Genomic DNA, 19,177 nt, shown 5'->3' with positions numbered 1-19,177 from the left:
GGAATTGCATTTTATAGCTATAAATCGACTTGGCACAGTACTTGCATTTAACTTTACTAAGAAAGGAGGGCCAATATGAAAAATGGAGCACTCTTTATAAAAGCTGCTTTGTTATTTTGTTTCATAACAGGATGCTCTTTTATGAAAGAGCAGCAGGAAATAACTACACCTGCTAATACTTTAATTCAGAAGCAATTCACTTCTGAGGGTCAGGATTTAAATAATAGACTGCTAATTATTGCAACAGGAGATATGTCAGGGGTTTATTTTTCATTAGGACAAGTATTGTCCAACTTGTATGAAAAATATAATGGAGCAGTATCGGGGACTCAAATCACCCATGCATCTATTGAAAATACTGAATTAGTTAGCCAGCATCAAGCAGAAATTGGGTTTACTACAGTAGATGTACTTGATTTGCCAGAAACGAATAAATCAAAGTTACGTGCATTAACCACCCTTTATTCTAACTATGTTCAAATTGTTACAACGAAACAAAACAATATTGATTCCTTAGAAGATTTAGTTGGGAAACGCATTAGTATCGGTACGTCAGGAAGTGGTACAAGACTAATTGCAGAACGAATCCTTTTGGAAACTGATTTACCGCTTGACCAATTGAATTTATCCTATCTTTCATTTTCTCAATCTGCAGAAGCATTACGTAATGGTACTATTGATGTGGCTTTCTTCTCTTCAGGTATCCCGAATAATGAAATCGCTTTCATCTCAAAGGAAACGAATCTCTCATTTATACCTATACCGGAAGATATCATTGACCGCCTTCAAAAACAAAATGGTGGTTATACAAAGAATGAAATTTCAAGTGACACATATAAAGGAATGAAAAAGAATATTCAAACGATTTCAATTAAAAATGTCTTATTAACTTACGACGAAATGTCAGATTTACAGGCGTACAATCTTGTTAAAACATTATATGAACATCTGCCTGAGTTGCAGCATACACATCCGGCTGCATCTGATATTTCAATAAATGAAGCAACTATGCAAATTCCTATTGAGTATCATCAAGGTGCCATAAATTATTTTACCGAACAAGGAATTATTCATTAATAAAGTAAAATGGGGAGGTTCATCAATTGAAAAAAATAATTAGTTTATTCTCAATAATATTATTGGTTATGCTTGCAGGATGTGGTAATCCAACGCCACAAAAGCCGGGGGAAGCAACTCAAACAAGTACAGGTGAAAAAGGTGAGAAAAAATTACGATAGCCGGTAATGGCGGGGTTATTGAAAGTGCCATTCGAGATGTGATTGCTCCAAAATTCAAAGAAGAAACTGGGATTACAGTTAACTATATTTCGGGTTTATCAGGTGAAATTTTGTCAAAAGTGGAATTACAGAAAAACTCTCCACAAATTGATGTCGCCCTTTTTGTACCTGTTGATGTAATACGAGCTCAAGACAAGGGACTTATTGATTCCGTTGATGAGTCTAATGTTCCAAATATGAAATCTGTAGATTCGCGATTCATTCCAATTGAAAAGGCTGCTGCTCCAGTATTCGGCTTGGTTATTGCACCAGCTTACAATACAGAAACATTTAAAAAGAAAGGGTTAAAATCGATTGAATCTTGGAACGATCTTGTATCTCCAGATTACGAGGGTAAAACGGCATTTTCAGACATTACGAATGATTGGGGCTTTAATACTCTTAATGGTTTAGCAATTTCAAATGGCGGCAGTACAGACGACATGGAGCCAGGGCTTGAAAAAGCAAAAGATCTTGCTGGATATTCTAATACTTTTTATAAAAATTCAACGCAAATGATGCCAGCTATCCAACAAGGAGCTGCTGACGTAACCGTGATGGGAAGTTATTCTATTGGCGAACTTGCTGTTTCAGGAGTTCCAATTAAGATGGCTGTTCCTAAAGAAGGTGTGCCGCTTCAAGCATTTAATGCTTCACTTGTGAAGAATACACCTAACAATGAAGAAGCACTTGAATTTATCAACTATTTAATTAGTGAAGAAGCACAAGCGCTTATTTCCGAGAAAGGATTTTATCCGACGGTAGAAGGAATGGAAATTTCAGAAAAATTCGAAGAGTCAATCGGACTTAAAGAAACGGATAAAACATTCAAACCTGATTTTGCTAAGTTTGCTGAGATTCGTGCTGAAGTGTCTGACAGATGGGCAAAAGAAGTTACTCCTGAACTAGGTAAAAAACTCAAATAAAAAGGAGCGGGTTGAACACATGGAAGTCTTAAAAAACGATGTAGAAATTAAAAGGACACATACACATCTTGAACCAGTTCAACAGAAAGGTACGAATAAAAATGATGTAGAGGTGAAAGGAGCATTTAAACAATTCGGATCAAATGTTGTATTAAATGGCATTGATTTAGAAGTGAAGCAAGGAGAGTTACTTACTCTTCTTGGTCCTTCTGGATGTGGAAAGTCGACTACCTTAAATCTAATTGCAGGTTTTCTCGATGCAGATCAAGGTGAGGTTTATATTAAAGGGAACAATGTAACAAAGGTTCCGCCATATAAGAGAGATTTAGGTATGGTTTTTCAAACTTATTCCCTTTTTCCTCATATGACAGTCTATGAAAATCTTAGCTTTGGATTGAAGTTGCGAAAAGTAGGTAAAGCTGAACAAAAAAAGAAAATAAGTAAAGCACTTGAATTAGTAAAAATGTCAGGATTGGAAAATCGTTATCCAAGAGAATTATCAGGAGGGCAACGTCAGCGTGTTGCAATATCCAGGGCACTTGTAGTTGAGCCAGAACTCCTTTTACTTGATGAGCCCCTTTCAAATCTTGATGCTAAGTTACGCCATGAGCTAAGAGCCGAGATTAAACGTTTACAAAAGGAGATTGGGGTAACAACTATTTTTGTAACACATGATCAAGAAGAAGCTCTGTCTATGTCAGATCGAGTAGTGGTTATGAATGCAGGGAAAATCGAACAAATCAGTACTCCAACTGATATTTACAATCATCCTAAAACAGAATTCGTCTTTCAATTTATTGGAAAGTCAAATTGTTTTGAAGGTAAAGTTTCAGAAGTGGATAAGCGGAGAATTTCAGTCAAAATAGGTGATGATATCACTCATGTTGATGCAGATAATATCATGGGAAATGATAGCAATTTGAAAGCTGGGGATGAGGTGAAGATGTATATTAGACCCGAAAAGGTACAAATTGTTCCTGTAGAAGAAACCGCTTTATCACTTTTTGATTACCATAAAGCCAAGATTAGTCAAATTAATTATCTTGGTACGTCATGGGAAATTAATGTTTTATTACAAGGGAAAAGTGTTCAAGTTTTAACTTCTTCTTTTAATTCTTCATGGCAAAATGGGAGTGAGGTGTATATCGGATGGAGCCCATCAGAAGTTATGCTAGTCAAGAAATAGAAAAGGATATGAATCCAATAGAGCCACAAAAAGAACCTAAATTCAAAAAAAGAAAAATTTGGATACCAGGACTACTCCTTTTAACACCTATTTTATTATTTATCTTTGGTTTCTTTGTCATTCCAATGCTATACATTCTATATTTAAGCTTTATTTCAACTGATAATCTTGGTGGGGCAGATGCAGTATATAGCTTGAAAAACTATACACAAATATTTACGGATAGTTACTATTTGTCTTCTTTATGGTTGACAGTGAAAATCAGTTTATATTCGGTCTTAGTTTCTCTATTTCTAGGTTATCCAGTAGCAATGACAATGGCAAAAAGTTCACCACGAGTTAGAGGGTACATTACTCTCTTGATCGTGTCACCACTTTTGGTAAGTATAGTGGTTCGTAATTTTGGTTGGTATCTATTGCTACTGCCTAACGGAACGATAAATCAAACGTTGATGGCTCTAGGTATTATAGATACTCCATTGAAACTACTATTTTCGGAAATTGGAGTTGTTATCGGGCTTTCTAATGCATATCTGCCTTTCATGATCTTATCTATTGTTGCTAGCTTATATAATATTGATCCTTCTTTAGATAAGGCGGGAGCAATTCTTGGGGCAAGTCCTTTCAGAAGGTTCTTTTCAATTACTTTGCCGCTAAGTATACCTGGTATTGTCTCTGGTTGCATTCTTGTATTTAGCTTGTCGATGAGTGCCTATGTTACACCTGCACTAATGGGTGGAGCAAATGTACCTGTTATGCCAGTTGTCATATATGATCAAATAAATAACTTGCTTCACTGGACATTTGGATCAGCTCTTTCTTATATTCTATTAGCAACAACGGTCATTTCAGTAGCTGTCTTTACTAGAATGTTTGAAAAAGGGAAATTTAAGGAGGTATTCCGATGATGAAAACTCTTGGTGGCCTTCGCATCGCTGTTGCTGTGTTAGCAATAATCTATATCTTAATACCACTCATTGTAGTTATACCTGCTTCTTTTACAAGTGCTAATTATCCAAGTTTTCCAGCAGAAGGTTTCTCACTACAATGGTATACCAAAATTTTAGAACGCCCTGAGTTTTTGGAAGCATTTATTAATAGTGCCAAATTCGCCGCCTTAGCAGCTATTTTCTCCGTCATATTTGGAACTTTAGGGGCTCTTGGCATTGCAAAGTATGATATACCCGGCAAATCGTACATTACGGCACTCTTAACTTCTCCATTAAGTGTGCCGCAGCTTGTTTTAGGTATTGCACTGTTGATGTATTTCACACCAATGATGCTTGCCGGTACTTCTACAGGATTTTTAATTGCCCATATTGTCATTTGTATCCCATATGTAATGCGTCTCGTTTTAACTGGTTTAAGTGGATTTGATTATAATCTTGAACGTGCTGCAGCTATACTTGGTGCTAATCCACTTACTGTTTTTTTGAAAGTGACACTTCCGCTTATTGGATCAGCTGCTATCTCAGGAGGACTATTTGCATTTCTAACATCATTTGATAATGTAACTGTCTCTCTTTTTATGGTATCACCTGAAATGCGTACGCTTCCAATTGAGATTTTTTCACAAATGCAGGATGCCTATAATCCAATCGTTGCTTCCGTGTCAAGCGTAGTTATTTTCATATCAGTCGTTCTAATCGTTATACTTGAAAAAATTCAAGGTGTCGGAAAGGTTTTCGGCGGTTCTCATCATACGAACGGTTAATAGAAACGTAGACAATAAGTTTATTATTCACTAGCTTGAATTAATTAATTTTTCAGACATTTTCCCTGCGGGTTTTTACACAATTTGTCCATTCAAATAAGCTAAACACCGTTTTGCTGCTGATAAAGGAGCCGTTAGGATGGGGACAGAAGGGTTAACCAGCTTTGCTACATGTTCCATACTATATTGGGAAAGCACAATCACTTCTGTTCTCCCATCTATTTGTTCAACCATCATTTTTACCCGCTCGTCATGTTCTGTTCTTTTTCCTTGCGATAATAAGTGAATAATCCCAGGATCAACTATGGATTCCACAATACAGTCTGGGTTTTTATCTCTTAGATAGTTTTGAAGGGCGATTGGTGTTTCTTTTACTGTAGATATTAGACCGATACTATTATATTGAAGTGCTTCATCAAGCATCGCCTCATCTGACCGAAATAACTTCACAGGATAAAGAGGTTGTAAAATTGATGTAATATCGTTAAATGCAGAGCAGGTAAGTTGAATACAGGAAACACCAGCGTCATAGGCTAAGTTCACTAATAAAGAAAAGCGGCGAATGATTTCTGGAGTTAGCGTGCCGCTTTTTTCCATTAAAGCAAGCAGGTTCGTGTCCATGAAATGAAGAAGCTCAAGGTCTGGTTCAACTGTCTGAAACGCTTTTTCAATCGGATTTAGTGCGGTTGTTGTTGCATGAATCAATGCAATTTTCAATAGAAACCCTCCTTTTCCTTTAATTTCATTATATCTAGCAGGACACTGCAACGCTATCATATTCTTGAATACGAATGACAGAGGTTACAAAATCACTTCGATAAAAACCTCATTTAATAAAAAACGTTGGATAGGTGTTCAATAAAGTATGTCTCTTATTAGGAAAATTATAAAGTGTTTGACTGAAGAAGTGATATCACTTATCGATGATCTTTTCTGTCGTGAAACTCGATTCATATGTGTACAATCTTTTCGATCAGCCATATTTTTATTCGAAAACTATAAAGTGGGTATGATGATTTTTTCTATTCATTTATCTCTAGATTATTATAGAGAAGGCAGTGAGAAGCATGGAGAAAGAAGTACTTGCTGAAATAAGTCAGATTATCCCCAGTGACAGAATATTTAATGATTTATCAGAAAGGTATTGTTATAGCTATGATGCTTCTTTTGGAGAGTATTTACCTGAAATAGTTATTCAACCAAAGAATGCAAATGAAATTAGTAAATTAGTAAAATTGGCAAATATACATATAAAAGCTGAAGAAGTGGGATTGTTCTATCCACCTGACCCTAGTAGTTCCAATGTGGCCACAGCCATCACTGTTAATCCTGGCTGTCAGATGCAAATGAGCATTGGCATTCAAAGAGAGGGAGCGGCAAAGCGAATCAAAAGTATGCATCTTGTTGAAATACTCGCTGAGGCTTGCGGATTACATTAATGAATGGAAAGAAAAATGCGGTAATTAGTCAATAGAACAAGTAAGCATAAGAAGCACCAGCAATTCCTTTAAATAAGGAGAAATTGCTGGTGCTTTTTGTTAATCCATAATAATCTATTTCATGCTCAATTCTTAAAGCATATGTTACGAAATTATATGATTGATTTCAATACATACTATAGCTGTCTGACTCGGTAGATGGCATTATCAGTTGCTCGAAATGTGCTGGTAAGAAATCTAAGGAGAACTTATATAAACAGTTTAATTTTTATTGTACAGAAGCGGATGTTTCTATTCCATTTTTTAACTTCATTTTATCGAAAGTTAGGGTGAGCCGCCTCGATGACCCCTTTTAGTTCGATTGATTAAAACCTTTAATTGATATTACTAATCATAAGGCCTTGAAATTTTACTATATTAACATATGGAAAAGGGTATAATAAGAAATGTAAGAATAAATTTCTTAGTAAAAAGGATATTTGTAGTATCGGGTTTAATTTTTTATAAAACCTTAGATACTTACATAAAGACAGAAGGAGAAATGATTCGTTTGAATAATAAAGAAGCAAAAAAAATTGAGTTACCTGCAAATTATGAGGAATTAAAAAAATCTGCCAATCGTACATCGAATTGGAGAGAACGTTTAGATGCGATTGAAGAGTTAGGTCAGTTCAATAATAAACAAGTTATCGATGTACTTACACATATAATGAATAGCGATGCTGTGTATAAGATTCAAGAGGCCGCTTACCGTAAACTTAAAGCATTCGGTGAAGATGTTCAATTACCTTCAAGGAAAAAAGGAGAATTGATTAAGGGATTACGAAAAATCCTGTTAAGAATTAAGAAGAGCTTACCTGAAGATCATACGTTTAAAGAATTCAAAGAGAAGTTAAAGAAAATGAGAATGGACATTTATGATATTTACGAAGGTGAAAAGGGAGCGGACTTTGATAATTGGCTTGAAAACACATGGACAGCCTTATCTAAAAAGTAAATATTAAATGACACAATTTTTATTTTAAAGAATATAAAGTAAGTTACTCGTTCAACTATTAGCGTTTTAGTTTAATAACATAAGAAAAAGGAGCATTGTTTTGCTCCTTTTTCTTATGTTTAAATATCATTACATTAAAATTCACAAAAGTAATGTTCTTCTGATTCACTCAATATTGAATTCGTTAATAATTAATCATATTCCATATTAGGTGTTGTCTTACAAAGCATAAGCTGAGAAAACCAATATAGATGAAGCCATAAAGCAAAAGGTTCTTCTAATGGGAAACCTTAGCTCCAAAATGCACTCCAAACACTTTGTACATTTCATTGTATATATAATGAATTATTTATTAATTCCCCCTAAAAACACATTTTCTTTATAACTCAACATAAAGTTAGTAATACATATATTTGAATTCATACGTTAATGAACGGTATATATTATGCTTGAGCTTGAGTATGTTGATCAGAAATTGATAGAAAACTTTTCTCCTAGAAGTAATTTAATGTCCAAAGATATAGATGTTAATTACATAACACGAAAAACCCTTTTTAGTATTCGCTTTAATGGTGGCTACCATCATCGAAGTATTCAAAAAGAACCTATCTACTCCTTAGTTGCTTCTAGTTTTCAAGACTGTTACAACCTCCAATACTTAGAGACAAAAATATCTTTTTCTGAAATTAACAATATACAAGGAAACCAAGAGGCAAAACATATTCTGAAGTTATAGATAGCGCAGGAATACTTGTGTTTTTTTAGAGGGAAATCTGTTTGCTTACATTGATGATATATTAGATTACTTATTTTGGGAAATTGATATTTGATAACAATTAACCAAGAATAATAATGATAACGAGGGGATTCTATATGGATATTATCGGAAAAGGTGTAATTCGTAAAGATGCATGGGATAAGGTGACAGGACAAGCGATTTACACCGGTGACCATAAAGAAACAAAAATCCTTCATGTTAAAAAGGTAATTAGTCCGTATGGACATGCCAATATTAAAAATATTGACATAACCAAGGCTGAAAAAGTTGCTGGAGTTCGTGCAATCATAACTGGCGGGAATTTACCGCTAACAGGAGAAGAGATCAGGGATAGGTACCCCATAGCTCAAGATAAAGTCCGCTATCATGGAGAAGTTGTCGCACTTGTTGTTGCTGATACACCCAAACAAGCAAAATTTGCAGCAGACAGTATTCAAGTTATTTATGAACCTTTACCTGTTATCAATTCACCAATGGATGCCATAAATCCTAAATATCCTTTACTCCACCCAGATTTAGATACCTATAAAAAAATATCCGAGGTATTTCCTGAGCCAGGTACAAATATAGCAAATCGAACCAAAATCCGAAAAGGTGATATGAAAAAAGGTTGGCAAGAGAGCGATATTATTGTCGAGGAAAAGTTTTCTTTTTCCCCTTCAGATCATGTTGCTATGGAAACAAGATGTTCCTTGGCAGAAATTCGGGCAGATAATAAAGTTGTGATAAGTTCTTCTTCTCAAGCACCATTCATGATCAAGCGTTTAATAAGTGATTATTTTGGTGTTGAAATTGGAAATGTTATTGTAAACACGCCTCTAGTTGGAGGTGCTTTTGGTGGTAAAGCCTCGGTACAACTTGAACTATTAGCCTATATTGCATCAAAGGCTGTTAATGGAAGGCTAGTAAAAGTTGAAAATAGTCGTGAAGAGGATATTTTGACATCACCATGTCATATAGGATTAGATGCGACAGTGAAATTAGGATGTACAAAATCTGGTTTGCTTCAAATTGCGGAAATGACTTATCTTTGGGACGGAGGAGCATATGCTGACAAGGCTACAGACCTGAGTCGTGCTGGAGCAGTTGATTGCACTGGTCCTTACCATATAGAAAATATTTGGTGCGATTCTCTTTGTATGTATACGAACCATCCATATGCCTCACCTTATCGTGGCTTTGCGCATTCAGAAGTTTTGTTTGCATTTGAGCGGACTATGGATTCCCTTTCCAAAAAGCTTGGAATAGATCCACTTGAACTTCGTGAAATGAATGCGATACTCCCTGGTAATTCCACTCCAACCCAGGTTCAATTGAATTCTAGCACGGTAGGTAATCTCCCTAAATGTATAAGTGAGCTTAAGAAAAAAATGAATTGGGAAGAGGGCCAGCTAGTTAAAATAAACGAAAATACAATAAGGGCGAAAGGGATAGCTTGTGTATGGAAAACTTCTACGATTGATACCAACGCTGGCTCAGGTGTCATTTTAACCTTTAATCCTGATGGAAGTGTAAACGTCATATCAGGAGTAATAGAAATCGGTACAGGAACGAAAACGGTTTTAGCACAGATTGTATCTGAAAAATTGAAGATGGATATTGATCATGTAAAAGTTCAGATGGAGGTAAATACACAGAGTACTCCAGAACATTGGAAAACTGTAGCAAGTCGTGCGACATTAATGGCAGGGAGGGCAGCGATTCAAGCTGCCGAAGATGCTCTATTACAAATAAAGCAACTTGCTTCCATTGTGTTAAGAGCCCCAGTTGAAGACATCGACCTCGGTCAAGAAAGGGTATATCTAAGGGGCGATCCTGAAATTGGAATACCATTCAATCAGTTAGTTTATGGATATAAATATCCTGATGGAAGTGCAATAGGAGGACAAATAATCGGTAGAGGACAATATACCATTCCACACATAACAAATTTAGACCCCGAAACAGGTGCAGGCAAGCCAGGACCTGAATGGACAGTTGGTGCACAAGGGGTTGAAGTAGAGTATGACATAAATGAATATACTTACAAGATAGTCAAGGCAATATCTGTCATTGATGCAGGAAGGGTACTGAATCAAAAAACTGCAGAAGGACAAATAATGGGTGCAATGAGCATGGGCTTAGCTTTTGGCGGACGTGAAACGTTCTACTTTGATAACTTTGGTAGGGTGTTGAATCCTCAATTTAGAACATATAGACCGTTAAGATATGGAGAAAATCCTGAATATATTTGTGAATTTGTAAATACACCACAATTAGATGCTCCATATGGCGCTAGGGGCCTTGGAGAACATGGTCTTCTTGGCATGCCAGCCGCTCTCGGTAACTGTTTATCTCTTGCTGCTGGAATACCATTAAACCAGTTGCCGTTAATCCCTGAACTTATTTGGAGAGGGAAGAAAGGGAGTAGACTGTGATGTTATCTTACAATTTCGAATACTATAAACCAAAATCCATAAAAGAAGCGATAGAACAATACCAAACATTAAAATCACAAGATAAAAAACCTTTGTACTATGGTGGAGGAACAGAAATTTTAACATTAGGACGTCTGAATTATATATATACCGATGCGATTATTGATTTGAAGGGTATTCCTGAATGTAAGGTATTCGGCTTTCAAAACAATGAACTAATCATTGGTTCAACATTGAGTTTAAGTGTATTTGAAGAAAACAAGGTGTTCCCTTTATTAACGAATACTTCAAAAGAGGTTGCGGATTATTCATCAAGAAATTCAATTACTATAGGTGGAAATATATGTGGACAAATTTTTTATAGGGAGGCTGTACTGCCATTTTTATTATCAGATAGTACTGTTATTATTGCAGGACCAAGCGGAGTAAAAAAATTTTAATTAATGAGATTTTTAATAAAGAGTTACGCCTGGACGAAGGGGAATTTCTAGTTCAAATTGGTACAGAAAAAGAATATCTAAAAGCACCATACCTAAGTGTAAAGAAACGTAAGCAATGGGACACGGGATACCCACTTTTAACAGTTGCTGCTTTAAAAAAAGACGGGATTATTAGATTTGCATTCAGTGGGGTATGCTCATATCCATTTCGTTCAATTCCAATGGAAAAAATACTAAATGACAAGAAATTATCTTATAAGGAGCGAGTTTTAGCTTCTTTTGAGTATTTACCAAGTCCTATATTAAACGATATTGAAGGATCAGATGGATATAGATTATTTGTTTTAGAAAATACCCTATCTAATATTTTGTCATATTTAGGTGGTGAAGAACTTGAATAGGTACCCCACAAATCAAAGAATCACAATTAATTTAGAAATAAATAAAGAGTGGTACGAGATAGATATACTGGCTTCAGATATATTGCTTGATGTACTCCGAGATAAAATCGGACTTACTGGAGCTAAACCTGGGTGTTTAAATGGGGACTGCGGGGCTTGTACTGTGATAGTGAATAATCAGCCAATAAAATCCTGTTTAATGTTAGCTATTGAGGCAATTGATACAGAAATTCTTACAATAGAAGGTCTCAAGGATACACCGATTCAAAGAGCATTTGTAGAGCATTTTGGTTTTCAATGCGGGTATTGTACATCAGGATTTATATTGATTTGTCAGGCATTACTCCTTAATGACAACAATCCTAGTCCTGAAAAGATTAAATCATGGCTTTCTTCGAATATTTGTCGTTGCACCGGATATAAAGAAATTGAAGAATCAATACGTTCAGTAATAAACAATATAAAAAATCAATCAATTAAGTGACGTTTGTCAGTATATCTGAATAAAATGCCTACATAGGGAGTGATGATATTGAATGAGACCTGTGAATTTGATACAAATAAAAAAGTAATTCACTCCTTTCAACGTAGTATCGAAATTACTTCAGCAATCCTATTATTAACCGGGCAAATCACAATCATTGGCATATTTGTAAGGCCAGGCAGATTTAGTCTCTCATTAGGTGGTCCTCTTTTTGGAGGACATCGTTTAGAAGGGAAGGACCACTCGCAAGAAGGAAACCTTTTTATCGATATACTGGACATCATTATAGCTATATTATTAATCAATGATGTAATACATGTGACTGGCTTTTTTGTTTCGTCTGGTGAGTTTACAATTAATGTTTCAGGTCCTATTTTTGGTTATCCTGAAGTTGTTCCGGCACTGCCAATTGAAGATTATAACTTATTTAATACAATCATAACTAAGCATTATATCGTACCACCAGAATTATTAACTAATATAAGAGGGAATGAGTAAAATGTCATTAACAGATATTCCTACAGTAAAAAGTTCTAGAAACAATGCATTTCTAATAGCCCTTCCCATTATCATTTTCATATTTTTCTTCACTCAGCAAAAGTCCACAGATGACTAAATTCATTAATAAAGGTAATACCTTAATCCTAGATAAGTGTCATCTGCTAAAAATGCTAATATAGAGAATCCTTGATACAAAAGGTGAGGGAGGTAAATGAATTATCTTTAAGGTATTAAATAAATTGATGAAACACCCGTAAAGATTAGATCAGTATATGAATGAGCGGAACAACAAGATAAATGAATTAGCTTTGATATCTTGAGAGAAACATAGGTTTTAATCATTTCAGAGGTGAGGCCTGATTTTTATGCTTTACCTTTTTTGTTTTGTTTTATAAGTTCTATGTAAATAAAAAATTTTGCATTGCAAGTATTCTTGATGTGGAAACATTTCGAAATCAACATAAACCTAATATATATTGGAGATGCATGAATTAATAAAGACTTATCATAAAAAAATCCCTGAGAATGCATTTTTAAATAAGCTTTGTATAAAAAAACACAAGCATTAAATCGCAGTTAAACATAGAAATGAGAGAGGGAGATAGGTAGAAATTTCAATGAGTCTCTCTGAATAGTCAATTCAGTATTTTATCAATAGTCTGTTTCCAAAGAAATTTCCTTTCTACAATCCAGTAACTATGACCTGATTTTATGCTAATAAGGTTTCACCATACTTATTTTAGGAGGTAGATTAAAGTGGAAAAGAAAAATATGATAATAAATGGAAAGAAGATATCTTATATTGAGAAGGGCAATGTTAATGACCCCCCTGTTCTTTTATTGCACGGGGTACCTGAGTCCAGCCTTTTGTGGAGGGAAATGATTCCTTGCCTTGTGTCTTGTGGATTTAGAACCATTGCACCGGATCTCCCTGGATTCGGCGAAAGTGAACGGTTTGATGAATCCTCAACATGGGAGAGATATGAACAGTTTGTCTCGGATTTTACGAGGGAACTAAAACTAGATAAATTCCATCTGATTGTACATGACTGGGGCGGACTTATTGGACTTAAATGGGCATGTGATCATCCAGAGAGAATACTAAGTCTCTTTGTTTCAAATACAACCATATCAGGAGATTACAAGTGGCACTCACTTGCTCAGATTTGGAGAACACCAAATGTCGGAGAAAAAATAATGAAGCGCATGTCAGATGATTCCCAATTTCAAACTGACATGAAGAATTCGATTCCGAACATAGTTGACGAAACTCTGGAAGACTTCTATCGTGTCTTTAGAACTCCCGAATCAGGTAAAGTCATCTTAGATCTATACCGGTCAGGAAATATAGAAAAGGTTAAATCGTACAATCAAAAACTAAACCAGATCAAAATACCTGTCACCATAATTTGGGGGGAGAAGGATCCTTATATCCCTTTTGAATTTGCCTACAAGCTCCAGAAAGAAGGTTTACCACATGCACAGGTTCACATCATTCAAAATGCCGGGCATTTCATCCAAATTGAAGTACCTGATAAAGTGAATTTTTATATCCAACAGCATTTTAAAAACGTGTAAACCTTTAATAATTTTTATAGAGTGGGAGAAGCGGCAGCATTTCCCTTACACTCTTATCGTTTGATTCTTTAGATCGACTTGTTCTCCCGTAAAAGACACGATTTCTGAACGCCTCATTCCCTTTTTCGCAAGTAATGTAAACATTACTTCATTCTGTTTGAATAATCTTATTGTATTATTAGAATAATTACCTATAAAATAGGGTGATAGAAATCCTTAAAAGTAACAGTGAGTCAATACACAAAGCATTGAACGAAGTTAAGAATGACGAATGCTAATCTGTTGAGAGATCATTATTGAAAAGGGCTTTGTTCATTATCAGGAGCTGATTTGCAGCTCTTTTTCTTTTGCAACTATGGGGTAGAATAGTTTAAGAAAGTATTATACATAAATTATATAATTTGAGGAGAGAAAAGATGAAGACAGATAATTTTGATTATATTGAACTTTGGAGACAAGCCATGGTAGATCATACTGGAAATATACCGAAAAGGCTAAATGATGATGCAGCAGAAGAAGCTTTTTGGTCTTCGAGGGTTGAAGGGAAAAAACAACATAAAGAGGACCCTTATGCAAAACTTGTGCAACAAGAGCTACTAACATTATTAAATCAAGATGATCATGTTTTAGAAATCGGTCCTGGGTGGGGCAATTATACCTTCGCTATTGCTGAAGAAGTCAGGAAGTTAACTTGTATAGATAGTTCAAAAAGCATTATCAGTTTTTTGGCATCTCAGGCAAATGAAAAAGGTTTCGAAAACATGGAATTGATTCATAATAAGTGGGAAAGTGAGACAAAAAGAGAGAAATATGACGTAGTATTTGGTTTTAATTGCTACTACCGTATGAAAGAAATCGGTCATACCTTATTAAAAATGAATGAGTCAGCAACACGTTTAGTTATCGTAGGTATGACAACAGGACCAGAAAAACCTCATTATATGGAATTGAAACAACGAGGATATACAATCAATTTGAGAAAACGAGATTACATACACATTTTAAATGTATTGTATCAACTTGGAATACTAGCCGACTGTAAGATCGTGAAATTGAAAAGCAAAAAAATCTATTCTTCTTATGAGGAAATGATTCGCGATAATACTACAAAAATTCTGGATCAGCATTATTCTGACCATGAGGTGAAAACTATTCTTGATAAATATGTGGTAGAAAAAGAGGGGAAATATGAGTATGAATATCCATTTCATGCAGCCTTAATGTATTGGAGTCCAAAGGGAATTTGAAAATATTAGTCTGGTAACCTTTAATAGTATGTGGTGAGGTATATATAGAAGGAAGGAGCTTCGTCTGAAATACCTTTATTTAGCAGGTGTAATGCCGCCCATGTTGTTTCAATGGACTGCCTTAGCCATTGTTCAACCAGCTAATATTATGTACCGACGCAACCACATATAGGACAAATCCTTTTATATTCAACCTATCCGGTACTAACTCATGGGGGAATCTATCAACGACCTACAAATCCTCAAATGGAGTATCAAACAGATTTAAAAATAACTACCCAATTGAGGTAGTTATTTTTTTAAGTAAAAGGGATTACAAAATATCAAACGAAGAATTGATGGTTTTCTTCATTTGTAAAAACGCGATATGCGTAAATACTTGTGTTGATGTAATACTTTCATGGTCTAAAAGCTCCTGAAGAGTCCGTAAATCGATGTTAAAATGGTTTTCCTCACACACAAAAGGGGGCGTAAGCGTATGCTGTAAAATGAGACAGGGAAAAACGCGCAGTAAGCAACCGTGCTTTTTCACTTTATAGCCACGTATCCCCAATTACTTTCCATCTTTATAAAAGACTTCCTTATCGTGGATTTGAAACGAACCCTTGGGGGGGAGAAGCGGATGAAACGGCAGCAAAGTCTTTTTTCCATAAATTCATATCGTTTAATTTAGTAGATGTGTTCCTACGTAAGAAACATGATTTCTGAACGTCCGATTCCTGTTGTCGCAAGTATTTAAAAATCACTTCATTCGGTTTGGCTAATCGCGATGTATTTTGTTTTAAGAAGCGGAAAAACACTATTTTAAATTAAATCCTACAGAGACATATACCGGTAGTTTTATGATCCATTTTCAATCCCATTCATAATTTCCGAGTCAAGGTTAATTTTTTTTGTTTTTGAACTTGATCTAATTTGATGCTGTATGAAACGCGCTCAAGTTTTGTTTTCGTGATAGTCTGTAAGCCCATTCAAAAACGCTATAAACATATTCAAATTGCTTATTTTCAAATTGAATGTACAGAATGGATTCAACTATTGCTTGCTGTAACTACAAACAAACCACTATAGTCAAAGGTGCATATACGATAATAAATTATTCGTTCAATAACTTCTAATTATAATTCACATGAAAAGTATTCATAATTCTAAGGATCTTAAGAGGTAGAGGTTCCAAAGTCCAGATAATAAAGGAGGTTCAAAGGTTTAACTATATCATAACTAATTTTTATTCTAGTTTACATAATATATATTATAGGAAGTTGTATTTTAATTGTTAATTTTGTCTCATATCTTAAGAATACTTAACAAAGTGAGACGAAAACTCAGATTTTTATTATTGTTTTATTTATTAATTTTAGAAATTACATTTAGTTAGAAAAAATCAAATAATTATCATATATCATAATTTCGTTAAAAATTTGATTGATTTAGAATCTCAGCATTATAATGTGTTTTTTATTTCTCATTATTGCGGTTCTTACTAATTTCACAGAAAGTTCAAATCTTATGTAATTTACTTTTACTTAATTCTATAATTATCTGCTAATTTCTTCTAGCTACGTACATAAATGATTTTCAATCTTTATTTTAACCAGGATCTAATATTTCATTCGTAGTTTATTTCGGATTTCTCCCAAATTAAATCCAGCATTAATTATCAGAATGTTTCCTCACGATTTGTTTACATAAAAACTCTTACAAATTCAGCAAATATTTTGCTCTGTACTTGGTATCCTTCAACTTTAAGAATTAAAATGACAAATTTATTATTCTGATATATATAAATATAAGCAAAATGAGAAATATTTCGGGTTAACACTTCGAAAAAGTTATATTAAAATAATTTTTAAAAAACGGAAATTCCTTATTGAATTGAATAAATCCATCAAAAATTATGCAGTTGTTTAATTAACAACCTGAAATATCATAAGTTCCGCTTACCAATAAGAAATAATAAGATAGTCTTCTCTCTCTACCCACATAATTCTCATAATACCGTTAATATGTTTTATTATTAGTTAACTGTTTATTGCTAATGCTACTTAAACAAAGTTGTGTTTGAAAATGCTGTTAGAGGAACGGTTAGCATAAATAACTTTCAGAAATAAGTTAATAAATATCAAACATTTTGATCAAATATTAAATCCGCTCTTAGGTAGATTAATGCTGAATTAATTAACCATTCTTATTAAGCACACTAGGAAATAATGATGGAGAAAAACAAAGTAGATCCGCTTTCATATGATCTAACTTAATTACATCATAATAAAGATATTATGACTAATAATGTTAAACGTAACATTAAGTTTGAGTCTCTTTTCCGCTATATTAAACACAATAATGCTCAAATAGCTACTAAGTCATTTCAAGTAGTATTCTGTAATGTACTAAAAAATCACTAAACAACTAAGCATTTCGAGAAAAGGATACGAGATACAAAGATTCAGCAATCGGAGAGTACTTTCGCATATTGCGCGATAATTAATAGCTTTAAGGTAAAATAAGTTACTGAATATGAACACAATATGATCTTTTCAACATATAGCTTTGTAAACCTTAATAATGTTGATTTTTAAACATACAAAAGAGACCACTTATTGTGGCCCCTTTTGTATCTGTTTTACTAAAATTTAATAAAGGCATGTAATCAATCCGTATCTTAGTTTCATTTAGGTCTTGTAGCTCTTATTTTCGGACTTTCACCTAGCTCACGAGAAAACTCTTCATTAACACGTTCCGGTTCTATTTTTAAGTTTTTGGGAGTTTGAGGTAATGATTTTTTTCTGCTAGATGATTTTTGATTGTTTGAACTTCCCATAATACTGCCTCCTAACTAAATTTTAATCTTTATTAGTATGGCTAGGAATCACGATTATATATCTTTAGATTAGCTCATGAACAAATATTTTATCTTAATAACAGTTTTTTTGACCAGCTCCTTTTTATACTACTAACGTACGAGTTAGTTCATAAAAAAAAGCGCTTCTTATTTAAGAATCGCGCTCTTTTATTTAACCCTTTTTTAGGTATTCCCTTATTCAAAAAATGCACTTGGATATTCAACAACTCCTGAAATATTATAAAGAGCATTTTCTTGCAACTCCAATGCCATAAATGCCTCTTCTGGTACTTCGAAAGGTGCTTTTATTCCCCATAAAGATGTTTTTTTAAACCCGAATTTTGGATAATATTCTGGGTGCCCTGTACAACAACAGAATTGTATTCAATTTCTTTTGCTTTTTTTAATGCTTCAAGAATTAAGAGTCTTCCTATACCTTCATTTTGATACTCTGGCAAGACTGAAACAGGAGCAAGGGCAAGGGATTCAGCAAATTGATTGTCATTATTAATTTTTAATTTAGATAAAAGAATATGGCCAACAATTTCTTTATTCACGGCCACTAAAGATAAATTTGGAATAAATGCGTCGGATTTTCTAATACGAGACACCAATTCATGTTTTTTTTATCACTAAACTCCATATTAGCAAATGCACTTCTTACAACTTTTTCAGTAATTTTATAATCCTCAGATAGTTCCTGCCTAATTGTAATGCTCATTCTTAAATCTCCTAACTCATATAGCTTATATTTTTATATAAACCCGTATTTTATCATATTTTTTTCGTCAACTAACCTGATCCTTTCATTCCTTAAGAAAGAGGTTGCAACAGCAGAACTTCCCTTGAAGTAAAGCATCAATGACCTGTTTTAGTTGAGTAATCTATGTAGAGAATAATTACTTTTAAATAACACATATTAACGACAAATAAAGAAATCATTTTATATA

The 19,177-nt window shown here is 34.1% G+C and carries 15 protein-coding genes and 2 pseudogenes; 14 read left to right on the top strand and 3 right to left on the bottom strand.

The genetic code is table 11. The features are described 5' to 3' along the window. Positions 1 to 75 precede the first annotated feature (75 nt). From JFV29_RS00085 to JFV29_RS00065, 6 genes are read left to right on the top strand one after another with little or no spacing between them, the layout of a single operon-like run. Positions 76 to 1,077, top strand: a complete 1,002-nt coding sequence (locus JFV29_RS00085) for a TAXI family TRAP transporter solute-binding subunit (RefSeq protein ID WP_201180494.1) — start codon at positions 76 to 78, stop codon at positions 1,075 to 1,077. A 26-nt stretch (positions 1,078 to 1,103) separates the two neighbouring features. Beyond that, the gene (locus tag JFV29_RS30855) at positions 1,104 to 1,238 is read left to right on the top strand and encodes a hypothetical protein (RefSeq protein ID WP_274606891.1); all 135 of its coding nucleotides are present in this window, start codon (positions 1,104 to 1,106) and stop codon (positions 1,236 to 1,238) included. Positions 1,239 to 1,276: 38 nt separating this feature from the next. Then, the gene (locus tag JFV29_RS00080) at positions 1,277 to 2,203 is read left to right on the top strand and encodes an extracellular solute-binding protein (RefSeq protein ID WP_342366460.1); all 927 of its coding nucleotides are present in this window, start codon (positions 1,277 to 1,279) and stop codon (positions 2,201 to 2,203) included. A 19-nt stretch (positions 2,204 to 2,222) separates the two neighbouring features. Continuing rightward, the gene (locus JFV29_RS00075) at positions 2,223 to 3,389 is read left to right on the top strand and encodes an ABC transporter ATP-binding protein (protein ID WP_098177963.1); all 1,167 of its coding nucleotides are present in this window, start codon (positions 2,223 to 2,225) and stop codon (positions 3,387 to 3,389) included. Next, a complete protein-coding gene (locus JFV29_RS00070) occupies positions 3,353 to 4,297 on the top strand; it encodes an ABC transporter permease (RefSeq protein WP_446728204.1) in 945 nt (314 codons plus the stop codon). The genes JFV29_RS00075 and JFV29_RS00070 overlap by 37 nt, the downstream gene beginning before the upstream one ends. After that, positions 4,297 to 5,103: an ABC transporter permease gene (locus JFV29_RS00065; protein WP_176527609.1), complete on the top strand. Its 807-nt coding sequence runs from the start codon at positions 4,297 to 4,299 to the stop codon at positions 5,101 to 5,103. Before JFV29_RS00070 ends, JFV29_RS00065 begins: the two co-directional genes overlap by 1 nt. 75 nt (positions 5,104 to 5,178) lie before the next feature. Here the strand turns inward: JFV29_RS00065 and JFV29_RS00060 are convergent, their stop codons facing one another. Beyond that, positions 5,179 to 5,820 (bottom strand): hypothetical protein, encoded by a 642-nt coding sequence (locus JFV29_RS00060; protein ID WP_201180493.1) that lies wholly within the window; start codon positions 5,818 to 5,820, stop codon positions 5,179 to 5,181. Between the two features lie 350 nt (positions 5,821 to 6,170). On the opposite strand from JFV29_RS00060, the gene JFV29_RS00055 reads away from it, so the two are divergent. The 8 genes and pseudogenes from JFV29_RS00055 to JFV29_RS00020 all read left to right on the top strand — a co-directional run bounded on the left by JFV29_RS00055 (position 6,171) and on the right by JFV29_RS00020 (position 15,385). Then, entirely contained in the window at positions 6,171 to 6,542 is a 372-nt protein-coding gene (locus JFV29_RS00055) for an FAD-binding oxidoreductase (protein WP_201180491.1), read from the top strand. Positions 6,543 to 7,092: 550 nt separating this feature from the next. Continuing rightward, on the top strand, positions 7,093 to 7,539 hold the full coding sequence (locus JFV29_RS00050; protein WP_201180489.1) for a HEAT repeat domain-containing protein: 447 nt from the start codon (positions 7,093 to 7,095) through the stop codon (positions 7,537 to 7,539). 873 nt (positions 7,540 to 8,412) lie between these two features. Then, positions 8,413 to 10,734, top strand: a complete 2,322-nt coding sequence (locus JFV29_RS00045; protein WP_201180487.1) for a xanthine dehydrogenase family protein molybdopterin-binding subunit — start codon at positions 8,413 to 8,415, stop codon at positions 10,732 to 10,734. Continuing rightward, positions 10,734 to 11,575: pseudogene (locus JFV29_RS00040) on the top strand (FAD binding domain-containing protein). Before JFV29_RS00045 ends, JFV29_RS00040 begins: the two are co-directional and overlap by 1 nt. After that, complete coding sequence (locus JFV29_RS00035; protein ID WP_201180486.1) at positions 11,568 to 12,059, top strand: (2Fe-2S)-binding protein; 492 nt, start codon at positions 11,568 to 11,570, stop codon at positions 12,057 to 12,059. Before JFV29_RS00040 ends, JFV29_RS00035 begins: the two are co-directional and overlap by 8 nt. 42 nt (positions 12,060 to 12,101) lie before the next feature. Continuing rightward, positions 12,102 to 12,557, top strand: coding sequence for a hypothetical protein (locus JFV29_RS00030; protein ID WP_201180485.1), 456 nt, complete (start codon positions 12,102 to 12,104; stop codon positions 12,555 to 12,557). 759 nt (positions 12,558 to 13,316) lie between these two features. Next, positions 13,317 to 14,138 carry an alpha/beta fold hydrolase gene (locus JFV29_RS00025; protein WP_201180484.1) on the top strand — a complete coding sequence of 274 codons (822 nt, stop codon included), beginning with the start codon at positions 13,317 to 13,319 and terminating at the stop codon, positions 14,136 to 14,138. A gap of 416 nt (positions 14,139 to 14,554) precedes the next feature. Continuing rightward, a complete protein-coding gene (locus tag JFV29_RS00020) occupies positions 14,555 to 15,385 on the top strand; it encodes a methyltransferase domain-containing protein (RefSeq protein WP_201180483.1) in 831 nt (276 codons plus the stop codon). Positions 15,386 to 18,053: 2,668 nt separating this feature from the next. Here the strand turns inward: JFV29_RS00020 and JFV29_RS00015 are convergent. Next, positions 18,054 to 18,206 (bottom strand): YfhD family protein, encoded by a 153-nt coding sequence (locus tag JFV29_RS00015; RefSeq protein ID WP_201180482.1) that lies wholly within the window; start codon positions 18,204 to 18,206, stop codon positions 18,054 to 18,056. A 216-nt stretch (positions 18,207 to 18,422) separates the two neighbouring features. After that, a pseudogene (locus JFV29_RS00010) lies at positions 18,423 to 18,948 on the bottom strand (GNAT family N-acetyltransferase). Positions 18,949 to 19,177: the final 229 nt, after the last annotated feature.

The organism is Peribacillus sp. TH16 (assembly GCF_016651095.1).
In the GTDB taxonomy this organism is placed as follows: Bacteria; Bacillota; Bacilli; order Bacillales; family DSM-1321; genus Peribacillus; species Peribacillus butanolivorans.
The sequence above is the reverse complement of the archived record's forward strand: the minus strand, read 5'-3'. Positions and strand labels throughout refer to the sequence as shown.

Excerpts from the sequence above, each read along its gene's own strand:
- JFV29_RS00085 (WP_201180494.1), top strand. The coding sequence starts at position 76 with ATGAAAAATGGAGCACTCTTTATAAAAGCTGCTTTGTTATTTTGTTTC.
- JFV29_RS00075 (WP_098177963.1), top strand. The coding sequence starts at position 2,223 with ATGGAAGTCTTAAAAAACGATGTAGAAATTAAAAGGACACATACACAT.
- JFV29_RS00070 (WP_446728204.1), top strand. The coding sequence starts at position 3,353 with ATGGAGCCCATCAGAAGTTATGCTAGTCAAGAAATAGAAAAGGATATG.
- JFV29_RS00065 (WP_176527609.1), top strand. The coding sequence starts at position 4,297 with ATGAAAACTCTTGGTGGCCTTCGCATCGCTGTTGCTGTGTTAGCAATA.
- JFV29_RS00055 (WP_201180491.1), top strand. The coding sequence starts at position 6,171 with ATGGAGAAAGAAGTACTTGCTGAAATAAGTCAGATTATCCCCAGTGAC.
- JFV29_RS00045 (WP_201180487.1), top strand. The coding sequence starts at position 8,413 with ATGGATATTATCGGAAAAGGTGTAATTCGTAAAGATGCATGGGATAAG.
- JFV29_RS00030 (WP_201180485.1), top strand. The coding sequence starts at position 12,102 with ATGATATTGAATGAGACCTGTGAATTTGATACAAATAAAAAAGTAATT.
- JFV29_RS00020 (WP_201180483.1), top strand. The coding sequence starts at position 14,555 with ATGAAGACAGATAATTTTGATTATATTGAACTTTGGAGACAAGCCATG.
- JFV29_RS00015 (WP_201180482.1), bottom strand. The coding sequence starts at position 18,206 with ATGGGAAGTTCAAACAATCAAAAATCATCTAGCAGAAAAAAATCATTA.